The organism is Enorma phocaeensis, assembly GCF_900186505.1.
Lineage (GTDB): Bacteria > Actinomycetota > Coriobacteriia > Coriobacteriales > Coriobacteriaceae > Enorma > Enorma phocaeensis.
This window is the reverse complement of record NZ_LT891970.1, coordinates 288,122-300,944: the sequence shown is the minus strand read 5'-3', so window position 1 is coordinate 300,944 and position 12,823 is coordinate 288,122. Positions and strand designations below refer to the sequence as shown.

12 protein-coding genes are annotated in these 12,823 nt (G+C 64.5%); 7 read left to right on the top strand and 5 right to left on the bottom strand.

The window, feature by feature from the left end:
- Positions 1-9: 9 nt before the first annotated feature.
- The 7 genes from C1717_RS07515 to C1717_RS07485 all read left to right on the top strand — a co-directional run bounded on the left by C1717_RS07515 (position 10) and on the right by C1717_RS07485 (position 7,426).
- Positions 10-1,038, top strand: coding sequence for an ABC transporter ATP-binding protein (locus tag C1717_RS07515; RefSeq protein ID WP_102372607.1), 1,029 nt, complete (start codon positions 10-12; stop codon positions 1,036-1,038).
- Positions 1,035-2,063 (top strand): ABC transporter ATP-binding protein, encoded by a 1,029-nt coding sequence (locus tag C1717_RS07510; protein WP_245859556.1) that lies wholly within the window; start codon positions 1,035-1,037, stop codon positions 2,061-2,063. Before C1717_RS07515 ends, C1717_RS07510 begins: the two co-directional genes overlap by 4 nt.
- 141 nt (positions 2,064-2,204) lie before the next feature.
- Positions 2,205-3,467 carry a M20 family metallopeptidase gene (locus C1717_RS07505; protein ID WP_102372606.1) on the top strand — a complete coding sequence of 421 codons (1,263 nt, stop codon included), beginning with the start codon at positions 2,205-2,207 and terminating at the stop codon, positions 3,465-3,467.
- 12 nt (positions 3,468-3,479) lie between these two features.
- Positions 3,480-4,961: a S10 family peptidase gene (locus tag C1717_RS07500; RefSeq protein ID WP_102372605.1), complete on the top strand. Its 1,482-nt coding sequence runs from the start codon at positions 3,480-3,482 to the stop codon at positions 4,959-4,961.
- Between the two features lie 147 nt (positions 4,962-5,108).
- The gene (locus C1717_RS07495) at positions 5,109-5,525 is read left to right on the top strand and encodes a peptide deformylase (RefSeq protein WP_102372604.1); all 417 of its coding nucleotides are present in this window, start codon (positions 5,109-5,111) and stop codon (positions 5,523-5,525) included.
- A 44-nt stretch (positions 5,526-5,569) separates the two neighbouring features.
- On the top strand, positions 5,570-6,907 hold the full coding sequence (locus tag C1717_RS07490) for a M18 family aminopeptidase (RefSeq protein WP_102372603.1): 1,338 nt from the start codon (positions 5,570-5,572) through the stop codon (positions 6,905-6,907).
- 195 nt (positions 6,908-7,102) lie between these two features.
- Entirely contained in the window at positions 7,103-7,426 is a 324-nt protein-coding gene (locus C1717_RS07485) for a TFIIB-type zinc ribbon-containing protein (RefSeq protein ID WP_102372602.1), read from the top strand.
- Here C1717_RS07485 and C1717_RS07480 read toward each other — a convergent pair.
- The 5 genes from C1717_RS07480 to C1717_RS07460 form a co-directional block, all read right to left on the bottom strand.
- The gene (locus C1717_RS07480) at positions 7,423-8,217 is read right to left on the bottom strand and encodes an ABC transporter ATP-binding protein (RefSeq protein ID WP_102372601.1); all 795 of its coding nucleotides are present in this window, start codon (positions 8,215-8,217) and stop codon (positions 7,423-7,425) included. The two genes, C1717_RS07485 and C1717_RS07480, sit on opposite strands and share 4 nt — an antisense overlap.
- Positions 8,218-8,219: 2 nt before the next feature.
- Positions 8,220-9,206 (bottom strand): ABC transporter permease, encoded by a 987-nt coding sequence (locus C1717_RS07475; RefSeq protein ID WP_102372600.1) that lies wholly within the window; start codon positions 9,204-9,206, stop codon positions 8,220-8,222.
- Between the two features lie 317 nt (positions 9,207-9,523).
- Entirely contained in the window at positions 9,524-10,549 is a 1,026-nt protein-coding gene (locus C1717_RS07470) for an ABC transporter substrate-binding protein (protein ID WP_102372599.1), read from the bottom strand.
- Positions 10,550-10,627: 78 nt separating this feature from the next.
- On the bottom strand, positions 10,628-11,632 hold the full coding sequence (locus C1717_RS07465; protein WP_102373089.1) for an ABC transporter substrate-binding protein: 1,005 nt from the start codon (positions 11,630-11,632) through the stop codon (positions 10,628-10,630).
- Between the two features lie 95 nt (positions 11,633-11,727).
- Complete coding sequence (locus C1717_RS07460) at positions 11,728-12,654, bottom strand: hypothetical protein (protein WP_102372598.1); 927 nt, start codon at positions 12,652-12,654, stop codon at positions 11,728-11,730.
- Positions 12,655-12,823: the final 169 nt, after the last annotated feature.

Sequence of the window (12,823 nt, the reverse complement as noted above, 5' to 3'; positions counted from 1 at the left end):
GGGTGCCGCATGGCTGAAATCACTCAAGACGGGGCCCGTGAGCACCTTCTTTCGGTGAAGGACCTCAAGACCTACTTCCATACCTCCGCCGGCATCTCCAAGGCCGTCGATGGCGTGAGCTTCACGCTCGATCGCGGTAAGACCCTCGGCATCGTGGGCGAGTCCGGTTCGGGCAAGAGCGTTACCGCCTCATCGGTCATTCGCTTGCTGCCCAAGACGGGTTCCATCGAGTCCGGCGAGATCGAGTTCGACGGCAAGGACATGGTCAACATCAGCATGAGCGACCTGCTTGAGATTCGCGGCAAGGACATCGCGATGATCTACCAGGATCCCATGACCTCGCTCGACCCGGTGTTCAAAGTCGGCAGCCAGATGATCGAGCTCATCCGCGCTCATGAGAACGTGAGCAAGGAAGAGGCCCGCAAGCGCTCCATCGAGATGCTGCGCTTGGTGGGCATCCCCGAGCCCGAGCGCCGTATGGACTCCTACCCTTACGAGCTCTCGGGCGGCATGTGCCAGCGCGTCATCATCGCTATGGCCATGAGCTTGCATCCCAAGTTCATCATCGCCGACGAGCCCACCACGGCTCTCGACGTGACGGTGCAATCGCAGGTGCTCGACCTGCTCCAGGGTCTGCAGGAGAAGTTCGGCACGGCGATCCTGCTCATCACCCATAACTTGGGCATCGTTTGGAAGATGGCGGATGACGTCATGGTCATGTACGCCGGACGCACCGTGGAGCACGCCTCTACCGGCGAGCTCTACGCCAACCCGCTGCACCCCTACACCTGGGGTCTCCTTGACTCCATGCCCAAGCTCTCGGACGATGAGGATGCCGACCTCAAGACCATTCCCGGCGTTCCCCCCGATCTGAGGCTCACCGGTACGTGCTGCAACTTCTGCAACCGCTGCCCGTACGCTAAGGAGATCTGCGAGCGCGAGGTGCCGCCTCTCAATGAGGTCGCGCCCGGCCACTTCGTCGCCTGCCACCTGCAGGACGGCAAGGGCGGACTTGTGAGAGGAGAGGTGAATCGATGAGCGAGATGACTCAGGCCACCGCAGCCGAGCAGGCGCAGGAGCGCCAGCCGATCCTTTCCATCCGCCATCTGAGCAAGGATTTCAAGCTCCGTGGAGAGGGGCTGTTCGACAAGCCCAAGACCCTCCATGCGCTGTCGGATGTGTCGCTCGACGTGTACGAGGGCGAGACGCTCGGCATCATCGGCGAGTCGGGTTGCGGCAAGTCCACGCTCGGCCGCTGCGTGGTGCAGCTGCACCAGGCGACCTCGGGTGAGATCCGCTACAAGGGTCAAGACATCAACGGCCTCAAGGGCCCCGAGCTCAAGGCCATGCGCAAGAACATCCAGATGGTGTTCCAGGACTCGTACTCATCGCTTGATCCGCGCTTCACCGCCGCGCGCGCTATCGAGGAGCCGCTGCGCATCTACAAGCTCGTGCCCGACAAGGCGGAACGCGAGAAGATCGTCTTCGACCTCATGAAGGAAGTCGGCCTCGACATCCAGCATATGGAGCGCTTCCCGCACGAGTTCTCCGGCGGGCAGCGGCAGCGTATCAACGTGGCGCGCGCCCTGGTGCTCGACCCCAAGATCATCGTGTGCGACGAGCCCGTCTCGGCCCTCGACGTTTCGATTCAGGCGCAGGTGCTGAACCTCTTCCGCCGTCTGCAGCGCGACCGCGGTCTCACGTACCTGTTCATCAGCCATGACCTTTCGGTCATCAAGCACATTTCGGACCGCATCGCGATCATGTATCTCGGTCGCGTTGTGGAGCTATGCCCGGCGCATCGCGTCTACGAGAACCCGATGCACCCCTATACGCAGGCGCTGCTCTCGGCCGTGCCGCCCGAGAGCCCCTTCCAGAAGACGGAGGAGCTCAAGCTCAAGGGCGAGATCGCGAGCCCCGTGGGCGATCAGGCGGGCTGCCCGCTTGCCGGCCGCTGCCCGTTCTGCGAGGAGCGCTGCCGCAAGGAGCGCCCCGCCCTCACCGAGGTGGAACCGGGACACCAGGTCGCGTGCTTCCGCTACCACGATGCGGTGACCGCCTAGCGCTTCGACGCCGCGCTCGCGTAGGCTTTGTGCTTAGTCGAGTACAAATCGGCCCGCTGCCGATTCTGGCGGCGGGCCGTTCTATGATGAGAGGCGATACGCTCCAAGGCGGTCGCCGACGAAGAAAGGTGGGTATGCCCTATGGCACCAACGAAGGAATTCCTGCACCAGGCTGTGCTCGACCAGCAAGACGAGCTGCTCGAGCTTTGTCGTGATCTGATTCGCATCAAGAACCAGAGTCCCATCGATAGCCAGGCTCCGGCAATCGCGTTCGTCCGCGACTACCTTGCGCAGGCGGGCATAGAGACCGAGGAGATCGTCGGTGATGGCGGCGAAGATTATCCGGTGGTCTACGCCCAGATGGGAGACCCCACGGGCTTCCGCGTGGTTCTCAACGGCCATGTGGACGTGGTGCCGGTGGGGCAGCTTTCTGGATGGGATTTCGATCCCTTTGGTGCCGAGATGCACGACGGCAAGATCTTTGGCCGCGGCGCCTCGGACATGAAGTGCGGCCTGGCCGTGCTGCTCTTCACCATGAAGATGCTTAAACAATCGGGCGCCGAGCTCAAGGGCGATATCCGCCTGCACATGGTGTGCGATGAGGAGATCGCGGGCAGCGGAACCAAATGGTTCTGCGAGAACGGCTATGCCGACGGAGCCGATGCGGTCATGGTGGGCGAGCCGACCGGTCACGAGACGATCGAGATCGGCCAGAAGGGCATCCTGCATGTGACGCTCACGGCGCATGGAGTGCCCGGCCATGGCTCCACCAACAACTACAAGGGCGACAACGCCATCGTCAAGCTGGCGCGTGTGCTCGTGAACATCGACCAGATCATCTCCGTGCCGGGACACTTCCTCCCCGAGCACGAGCGCGCGGTACGGAACTCGCGCATCGTGGCCGAGCAGACCATTCCTGCAGAGGGCGTCGGCAACGTCGTCGACCACATCTCGTGCAATGTGGGCCTCATCGAAGGCGGCAGCAAGATCAACCAGGTGCCCGACCTCGCGACCGCCCACATCGACGTGCGCCTGCCGTATGGCACCGACCACGATGAGGTCGTAGCCGCCGTCGAGCGCGTGATCGCCGAGAGCGGTGTTACCGGCGTGGAGGCCACCTATGAGTGGATTGCCGAGGGCAACGTGACCTCTGACACCTGCACGCTTGTGACGAGCCTCAAGAAGAACATCGAGGACGTCTGGGGCGAGGAGTGCCTGCCGGCATACCAGTGGGCGTCGAGCGATGCGGCGAACTACCGCCTGCTGGGATGCCCCACCATCCAGTTCGGCCCGTGCAACAACGACGGCATCCACGGCTACAACGAGGACGTGGACGTGATCGATGTCGTGCATGCGGCCGAGATCTACATGCTCACGCTCTGCGACATGCTGGGCGTTGCGTAAAGGAGGATTGCGATGGCAGAGATGGAGAGCGCGGCCGCAAAGCAAGCCGTGCCAGCGCAAGCGGTGCCAGAGCCGGCTGAGGCGAGCCTCATCTGGCGTGCCGGTGGCCGCGAGATCTCATACACGGCCCGCGCCGGCCACCTCGACGTGATCGATAGCGAGGGCGTGCTCGAGGGAAAGATGTTCAACGTCTCCTACCTTGCAGAGAAGGTGGATGGCAAGTGCGTTGACGCGCGCCGTCGCCCGGTGAGCTTCTGCTTCAACGGCGGCCCCGGGTCCGCCTCGGTTCCCATCAACTTCGGCGGCATCGGGCCCCGCCGCGTGGTGCCCAACGGATGCGGGTTCGTCGATGCTGCCAACTACGAGGTGGAGGACAACCCCGGTACGCTCCTTACCGAGAGCGACCTGGTATTCCTCGACGCGCTCGGCACGGGCTGGTCGTTCGTTGCCGAGGGATACGGTACCGAGCGCGTCTACGGCTTGGAGGCGGATGCGCGTGCGTTCTGTCGCGCCATCTGCCAGTGGCTCGAGGATAACGGTCGTTGGGGCTCGCCGCTCTATCTGGTGGGCGAGTCATACGGGACCATGCGTAACTCCGTGCTCATGCGCTATCTCGGCGAGGCGGGCGTGCCGGTCGCCGGTGTGGTCATGGTTTCCGCCCTCTTCGACTGGACGCAGAACCTACCGGGCAACGACCTCTATTACGTGGGCATGATGCCTTCGTTCGCAGCGACGGCGCAGCATTTCGGCCTCGCCGGCGAGAACGTTGACGAGGATGAGTGGTTCGATCGCGCCTCCGCCTTTGCCGGTGACGAGTACGCCTCGGCGTTGCTCCAGGGCGATCGCATCGATGCGTCGCGCCAGCGCGCCGTGGCAGAGCAGCTCTCGGCGTTCATCGGCCTTCCGGTCGAGTACCTCATCGCACGCAACCTGCGCGTCTCGCTCGAGGAGTTCCGCCGCGACCTCATGGCTGCCGATGAGAAGGTCATCGGTCGCCTCGACATGCGCTTTGCCGGAAGCGCCTTGCTGCCCATCCAGAAGGCATCGTTCTACTTCGCGTGCGACGATCCCGCGAGCCATGCCATCGAGGGCGCTTGGTACGCCGCGTTCCGAGCGTTCCTCCGCAACGAGGTGGGCTACCGGGGGCCGGCGAACTACCGACTGAGCGTGTGGGGCGAGATCGGCATCGGCTGGAATTGGGTCCACGACGAGCCCGGCGTGGACGAGACGACGGTCGCGGCGCCCAACGTAGCACTCGACATCGCCGTGGCGCTCCGTCGCAGCCCCACCACGAAGCTCATGATCATGGGCGGGCGCTTTGATGCGGCGACCCCGTGGTGGAACATGGAGCACACCATCGCCCAGCTCTACCTGCCGCGCGAGCTGCGCGAGAAGATCTGGTTCTGCCGTTACGGCTGCGGGCACATGTGCTATGTCGACGAGCCAACGCTGGCTCGCATGACCCAGGACTTCCACGAGTTCTACCAGGCCTAATGTCATCGATGCAGCGGCGTGGGAATCGGGGGGCGCCGGGAAGCGCTACCCGGTTATGATAGCTGCATGCTCGAGCCCGGCGAGCAGAGTCGGGCAAGACATCGCAAGCAAGCCCGCGCCGAGCGCGGACGACCAGAGAGGATTGCAATGATCAAGGAGATCGTGAAGGACCGCGAGTTTCTTTCGAAGCCCGCGGAGGCAGCGACCATCGAAGACGTGGAGGTCATGCAGGACCTGCGCGACACGCTCGAATCGCTTGAGGATGCCGTGTGCCTGGCGGCGAACCAGATCGGATCGCTCAAGGCCATCATCGCCTACGAGGATGGCGGTCGCATCTACACGATGATGAACCCCAAGATCAAGATCGCAGCGCAACCCTACACCGCTCAGGAGAGCTGCCTTTCGCTGGAAGAGGTCACCGAGGTCAAGCGCTTCCGCATGATCACCGTGACCTACCAGGTTCCCCAGGAGGGCAATCTGGTGCGCCGCACCAAGCGCTTTAGCGGTTGGACGGCCGAGGTTGTGCAGCATGCGATCGACCACTGCGCGGGCAAGCTCGTCTAATTGGGCGCCACGTCCTCGCTCGTTCAACTGCTAAGGAGTAGATCATGGTAGAAGAGCTTGATGTGAAAGCAGCCGAGGAGCTCATCGATTTCATCCAGGCGTGCCCGAGCATGTTCCACACCACGCGCACCATCGCCGCCGAGCTCGACCGAGCGGGGTTCACCCGCCTCGCGGAGGGAGACGCATGGGAGCTATCGGCGGGTGGGCGCTACTACACCACCCGTAACGGTTCGAGCATCATCGCGTTCAAGGTGGGGGAGCGCGCCGCCGCGGAGGGGAGCTATCACTTCCAAGTTACCGCGTCGCACGGCGATTCGCCCACCTTCAAGCTAAAGGCGCTGCCGCTCATCGAAGGACCCGAGGGGATGCTCCGCCTGAACGTCGAGGCATACGGCGGGATGATCGACTACACGTGGCTCGACCGCCCGCTATCCATCGCGGGCCGCGTGCTCGTTGAGGCGGACGGCCGTGTGGAAAGCCGCCTCGTCGCACCCGACAGCGACCTCGTCATGATCCCGAGCCTCGCGATTCACCTCGACCGCAGCGTGAACGACTCGTTCTCTCCCAATCGCGCGACCGACATCGTTCCCTTGGTCTCTGCCGGCGAGCTCACGGCGGAGGGCTTCGACGAGCTCATCGCCTGCGAGGCCGGCGTCGAGCGGGCGCAGGTCCTCGCGCGCGACCTCTTCCTGGTGAGCCGCGTGCCGGCGCGCGTGTGGGGCGCGGCGCGGGAGTTCGTCTCCTCGCCTAAGCTCGATGACCTCATGTGCGCGTTCACCTCGCTCAAGGCCTTTATAGCGGCCGAGAATCCCGCGAGCGTGAACGTGTACTGCTGCTTCGATAACGAGGAGGTGGGCTCCAATACCAAGCAGGGAGCGATGTCCACCTTCCTGCCCGATGTACTCACCCGCCTGACCGCAGCGCTCGGTCTCACGCCCGAGGACTATCGCCGCGCGCTCGCGAAGTCGATGATGGTGAGTTGCGACAACGCTCATGCGCTGCATCCGAACAAAACCGATAAGTACGACGGGCAGAACCGCTGCCGCCTGAACGGAGGCATCGTGATCAAGGAGGCGGCGAACCAGCACTACTGCACCGACGCCTTCAGCCGCGCTGCCTTCATCGCCGTGTGCCGCCGCGCGGGCGTGCCGTACCAGACGTTCGCGAACCGCAGCGACATGGCAGGAGGCTCGACCTTGGGCAACCTCTCCAACATCCAGGCAAGCATGCATGCGATCGACGTGGGCTGCGCGCAGCTCGCGATGCACTCCTCGTACGAAACGGCTGGTACGCGCGACGTGCGTCAGGTGATCGCCGCGCTCACGGCATTCCTCGAGGCGGACCTCGCGATCGACGGCGCCCAGGCGGTTACCTTGAGGTAGGGTCTCGATCGATATCTAGACAACGCGGGAAACAAGCAGCGGGACATCCGGCGGTTGGGATGCCCCGCTGCTCTTATTTACGGCCAACCGATTGTTTGGCAACGAGCAGCGATTACCGGCGGGAATCGGGGTATAAGGCGCGTAATGACTGAACGCTGGCGCCGACGCGTGTCGGCAAGGACGAGGAGGAGCACTATGAAATGCCCCGTCTGCAAGGACGTCACGCTGCTCATGAGCGAGAAGAACGGCGTCGAGATCGATTACTGCCCCGAGTGCCGGGGCATCTGGCTGGATAGGGGAGAGCTCGACAAGATCGTCGAACGCGCCCGCGACGCCCGTGACGGCTATCGCGAGGACGATCGCCATCGTGTCGAGGAACAGCGCTACGACGAGCGCCGTTACGACGAGCGCAAACGGTACGACGATCGCCGTTACGACGATAGCTATTACAAGAAGCACAAGAAGAAGAGCCCCATGTCTGCGCTGGGCGACATCATGGAGATCTTCGGCGGCGACTAGTTGAGCAGCATGCGGTCGTTCGCGAGCTCGCCGCCCGAGACCTCCTCGAACTTCTGGAGCAGGTCGGCGACGGTGAGCGCGGCCTTCTCAGCCCCGGCGACATCGTAGATGACGCGCCCCTCGTGCATCATGATGAGGCGGTTGCCCAGGCGGATCGCGTCGTTCATGTTGTGCGTGACCATAAGGGTGGTGAGCTTGCGCTCTGAGACGATCTTCTCGGTGAGCTCGAGCACCTTGGCGGCGGTCTTGGGGTCGAGCGCCGCCGTGTGCTCATCGAGGAGCAGCAGCTTGGGATCGGTGAGCGTCGCCATGAGCAGCGTCAGCGCCTGGCGCTGACCGCCGGAGAGCAGGCCGACCTTGGCTGTGAGGCGCTTCTCGAGCCCGAGCCCGAGCTCCTTCAGGCGCTCGGCGTACTCGTCCTTCTCGGCCTTGGTGACGCCCCAGGCGAGGGTCCGGGTCTTGCCGCGGCGCTTCGCCATGGCTAGGTTCTCGACGATCTGCATGTCTGCAGCCGTACCCATCATGGGGTCTTGGAAGACGCGGCCCAGGTACGTGGCTCGAGCGGGCTCAGAGAGGCGCGAGATGTTCTTGCCATCGAGCGTGATGGTGCCCGCGTCCATGGGGTAGACGCCGGCGATGATGTTCATGAGCGTGGACTTGCCTGCGCCGTTACCGCCGATGACGGTCACGAAGTCGCCTGGTGCGAGGTGCAGATCGACATGGATGAGCGCGCGCTTCTCGTTGATGGTGCCCGCGTTGAACGTCTTGCTGACGGAAGAGAGCTTCAGCATCGTTAGCGCCCCCCTTCGATGGTGGAGTCATTCGAGGTACTGCCCTCAGCGGGGTCTGTGGCGCCCGCGGAGGCAAGGGCCTTCGATGCGCGCGAATAGGAGCGCCTGAGCTGGTATTTCTCCCACACCACGGGTACGCACAGCGCGAGCGCCACAATAACGGCGGAGATGAGCTTCATGTCGTTGGCATCCATGCCCAGCTGCAGCACGATGGCACGGATGAGGAAGTAGACCACCGAGCCCACGACGGCGGCGGTGAGGCGGCTGCCGAATGCGCGCAGCTGCCCCGGCACGAGCCGCCCGAGCACCTCGCCGATCACGATGGCGGCAAGGCCGATGACGATGGCGCCGGTACCCATGCCGATATCGGCGTAGCTCTGGCTCTCGCACACCAAGCCGCCCGAGAGGCCCACCAGGCCGTTCGAAAGCGTTAGCGCGATCATCTTGGTGACCTTGGTGTTCACGCCGAGGGCGCGCACCATTGCCTCGTTGTTGCCCGTGGCGCGGCAGGCCGAGCCGATCTCGGTCCCGAAGAACCAGTAGAGACCGACGATGATGATAACGGCGAAGACGAGCCCCACGAGGATGGAGGCGATGTTCTGAGGCAGGCCGGTAGCGTCGGTCACCGAGGAGAAGAGTGTGTCGACGCGCAGCAGGGGCGTGTTGGACTTACCCATGATGCGCAGGTTGACCGACCAGAGCGCGATCTGCGTGAGGATGCCGGCGAGGATGGCCGGAATCTCGAAGACGGTGTGCAAAAAGCCGGTGACCGCTCCGGCGACCATGCCGGCGAGCATCGCCATGATGATGGCGAGCGTGGGGTCCATGCCGCCCACGACGAGCACGGCGCACACGCATCCGCCGAGCGCGAAGCTGCCGTCGACGGTAAGGTCTGCGATGTCGAGCAGCTTGTAGGTAATGAAGACGCCGAGGACCATGATGCCCCAGAGGATGCCCTGCGATACGGCGCCAAGCATGGCGAGTGCCATACTATCTCCTCCAACCTATCCCTCTATGCGCGGCGCGCCGCGCGTATACGGTGAGTTCACAGCAACACAGCAGTCTAGCATGCCGCCCGCGTCCGCGCGACAGCTAGCGCGAGCTGAATGGCTGGTTGTAATCGAGCGGAAACGAAGCGCCCCGGGCGGATGGTTCCACTCGGGGCGCAAGGGGGGCGATGGGGAATACTGGGAGGCGCTACCTGCGTTTGCCGTACCTTGGCGTAAACCCCGATTGCATGGTGCTCGGCTTTGCTACGGGGTGAGCGTTCAGCTTCCAGCAGGCACGGACGCGCTGTTAGGGGAGCCTACGCAGCGGAGACGTCCTCGCCGCCATCATCGGCGAGAGCGGAGACGTCGATGCCGATCTCGTCTGCGGTAGCCTGGTTATAGACGAGGTCGCAATCCTCGGCATCCATGGTCTCGATGGGCATCTCGGCCGGATCGGCGCCCTCGGTGAGGATCTCGACGGCCATCTCGCCCGCGCGGTAGCCCAGCTCGTAGTAATTGATGGAGACGGATGCGAGGCCGCCTGCCTCGACCATGCCCACCTCGCCGCAGATCGTGGGCACGCCGGCTGCGTTGGCGATGCTCGCAACCTGGGTCATGGCAGCGGCGATGGTGTTGTCGGTGGGTGCGTAGACGACGTCGACCTGGCCGACCATCGTCTCGACGACGCTCTGGATCTCGTTCGAGCTGGAGACCGTGAAGCGCTCGTGACCGATCCCGGCGGCGTCCAGAGCCTCCTCGGCCATCTCGATCTGGATCTCGGAATTGCTCTCAGCGGTGCAGAAGAGCAGGCCGACGGTGCCGGCATCCGGGATGAGCTGCTGAAGCAGGGCGATCTGGTCCTCGACCGGGTTCATGTCGGAGGTGCCGGTGAGGTTGCCGCCGGGTGCGTCGTTCGAGTCGACGAGGCCGGATGCGGCGAAGTCGGTGATGGCCGTGCCCACGACGGGGATGTCCTGCGTGGCTCCCAGGACAGCCTGCGCCGCCGGGGTGGCGATGGCCAGGATGAGGTCGCAGCCGTCGTTCACGAAGGTCTGGGCGATGGTCTGGCAGGCGTTCTGGTCGTTGCTGGCGTTCTGCTGGTCGGCTTCGTAGTCGATGCCCGCCTCGTCGAGCGCGGCGATGAAGCCCTCGTTTGCCGCATCGAGCGCGGCATGCTGCGTGAGCTGGAGCACGCCGATGCGGTACGAGCCGGAGGCGGCGGCAGAGCCGGAGCCAGAGCCAGCGCCCTGCTCGCCGCTGCAGCCGGCGAGGCCGAGCGCGATCGCACCGGTTCCGAGGATTCCTGCGGTAAACGAGCGGCGGGTGAGTTCGAAGCGGTTCATGGTGTTCTCCTTATCGCTGATGGGTACGCGCGCTGCCGCCGGGGGGCTTGGTGCCGCGCGGGTACCGGGTATGGATGGTTAGACGATCTCGGGATCGTCGAGGATCGAAAGGTCGACGCCGCAGGCATCGGCAGAGGCTTGGTTCGCGATGAGCGTGCACTCGCTCGCGTCGAGGAACTCGACGGGCATCTCAGCGGGATCGGCGCCCTCGCTGAGGATGCGCACGGCCATCTCGCCAGCTTTGCGACCGAGGTCGATGTAGTTGATGCTATACGAGGCGGTGCCGCCGTCTTGGACCATGGTGTCGCAACCCACGATCGTGGGGACGCCGGCCTCGTCGGCGATGGAAGAGACCTGCGCCATTGCTGCGGCGATGGTGTTGTCGGTGGGGGCGTAGATGACGTCGACCTGTCCGACCATCGTCTCCACGACGCTCTGGATCTCGTTCGAGCTGGAGACCGTCTGCTCGTTGGGCGTGAGCCCGGCGTCCTCGCAGGTGGCAACCGCGAGCTCGGCCTGGATACGGGAGTTCTCCTCGGCCGTGCAGTACAGGATGCCCACGTTCTGCGCGTCGGGCAGAAGCTCCTGCAGCAGGGCGATCTGATCGGCGACCGGGGTCATGTCCGAGCTGCCGGTGACGTTTCCGCCGGGTGCGTCATTCGTCTCGACGAGGCCTACCGACTCGAAGTCCGTGATGGCAGAGCCCACGATGGGGATGTCCTGCGTCGCGGCGGCAACGGCCTGCGCCGCCGGCGTGCCGATGGCGAAGATGAGGTCGCAGCCGTCGTTCACGAACGTCTGCGCGATGGTCTGGCAGGCGGTCTGATCGTTTGAGGCGTTCTGCTGGTCGACCTCGTAGTCGATGCCCGCCTCGTCGAGCGCGGCGATGAAGCCCTCGTTGGTCTGATCGAGTGCGGCGTGCTGCGTGAGTTGGAGCACGCCGATTCGATACGAGCCGGAGGCGGCGCTGCCGGCCTCCGAGCCTCCATCGGACGAGGTGCCGCCGCAAGCGGCAAGTGGTAGTGCGCCCGCAAGGGCGAGCGAGGAAATCAAGCTGCGGCGGCTCAGGACGGGTATGTTCATGGGGGTCCCCCGAAGATCGTGCGAGCGCCGGGACTCTGCCCGCTGCCCGCGATGGATGATGCGCATGCCCTATGGGGCTTAGTGCTCCATCATACCTACACACCTGCGCTTGCCGGGCGCTCGTCACCAACTTGTAACCTAGGGGGTGCGAGCGTGTCTACGGCGACCAACACGGTGCCGGTGGGGAGGCGGCATGAGAGGGCGCGGAACCTGTCGGTACGCAAGGTTCTGAGCAGCGGATGCTCGCCTCGCGCATCGACGATCTCGCCTTCGACGAAGAGGGTCCCCCCGGAGGGGAAGACGCTCAGCGGCCTCATGCGCTTGAGTCCCGATGGCAGCTCGAAGGTGGCGGTGGCTCCTGCGGCAAGGCAGCGGCGCAGAAGCTCTGGCGTCTTCACGGCCGCGACGTAGATCGTTCCGCACCGTCTCACGAGGTCGCTGCCTCCGCCCTGCTTGAGGAGCGCTTCGAGCTCCAGTCGCTGCGTTGGTCCCGCAAGGGGCACCAGCGCCCTCACGAGCTGGAGTCGGTGGGCGTTGCCGAGCGTACCTCCCAGAACCGCTCTGACGATTTGGCGTAGGTCGTGTTCGGTAAGCGCGCGCGTTGCGAGCGCGTAGCCATGGTTTTTGGCAGTGCGGATGTCGTAACCGAGTTTACGGAGCGTCGAGATGGAGTTGCGCACCGAGCTGGCGGCGACATGGAGCGTGACGGGGAGATCGGGTTTGCCCTCTGCTAGCAAAGAGGCGATGTTCGGCGCAGAGATATAGTGCCGATCGTCGGAATAGCGTTCGAGTGCGCGCAGCACGCAGAAGGTTCTCATCTCGGCAGGGATGTGCGGCTCGGCGCAGATGGACGCGACGCTGCCGTCCGAGTGACTCGGGTCGTTGCTATCAGAGCTGCTCGCGCTTCCGCAGGCTGTGCCGTTCACGCACGCGGAGCCTTCGCTGTTCGAAACGGCTCCCTCGGTCTTGCTGGTTGTCACCACGTGGTCGCTGCCCCGGATGGTCGCTCGTCCGTCCCGCATCGCTCCTCCTCGCGCTCGCCGCCGTCGCTGCTTGGCGGCACCGCCCCGTAGGCGATTAAGGGTACCGTTTCGGCGCGCGCAAATGGAAAACGCCCGCCGCATGCGGCTCCGTGCGTGCGGCGGGCGGTTTGGCAAGTTGTCAACATCCCCAGGTTCTTACCGAAATCCA

What these genes read in the sequence shown, in the direction of transcription:
- C1717_RS07475 (WP_102372600.1), bottom strand. Translation starts at nt 9,206, where the DNA reads ATGGCACTCGCCATGCTTGGCGCCGTATCGCAGGGCATCCTCTGGGGC.
- C1717_RS07465 (WP_102373089.1), bottom strand. Translation starts at nt 11,632, where the DNA reads ATGAACATACCCGTCCTGAGCCGCCGCAGCTTGATTTCCTCGCTCGCC.
- C1717_RS07505 (WP_102372606.1), top strand. Translation starts at nt 2,205, where the DNA reads ATGGCACCAACGAAGGAATTCCTGCACCAGGCTGTGCTCGACCAGCAA.
- C1717_RS07490 (WP_102372603.1), top strand. Translation starts at nt 5,570, where the DNA reads ATGGTAGAAGAGCTTGATGTGAAAGCAGCCGAGGAGCTCATCGATTTC.
- C1717_RS07485 (WP_102372602.1), top strand. Translation starts at nt 7,103, where the DNA reads ATGAAATGCCCCGTCTGCAAGGACGTCACGCTGCTCATGAGCGAGAAG.
- C1717_RS07480 (WP_102372601.1), bottom strand. Translation starts at nt 8,217, where the DNA reads ATGCTGAAGCTCTCTTCCGTCAGCAAGACGTTCAACGCGGGCACCATC.
- C1717_RS07515 (WP_102372607.1), top strand. Translation starts at nt 10, where the DNA reads ATGGCTGAAATCACTCAAGACGGGGCCCGTGAGCACCTTCTTTCGGTG.
- C1717_RS07500 (WP_102372605.1), top strand. Translation starts at nt 3,480, where the DNA reads ATGGCAGAGATGGAGAGCGCGGCCGCAAAGCAAGCCGTGCCAGCGCAA.
- C1717_RS07495 (WP_102372604.1), top strand. Translation starts at nt 5,109, where the DNA reads ATGATCAAGGAGATCGTGAAGGACCGCGAGTTTCTTTCGAAGCCCGCG.
- C1717_RS07510 (WP_245859556.1), top strand. Translation starts at nt 1,035, where the DNA reads ATGAGCGAGATGACTCAGGCCACCGCAGCCGAGCAGGCGCAGGAGCGC.
- C1717_RS07470 (WP_102372599.1), bottom strand. Translation starts at nt 10,549, where the DNA reads ATGAACCGCTTCGAACTCACCCGCCGCTCGTTTACCGCAGGAATCCTC.
- C1717_RS07460 (WP_102372598.1), bottom strand. Translation starts at nt 12,654, where the DNA reads ATGCGGGACGGACGAGCGACCATCCGGGGCAGCGACCACGTGGTGACA.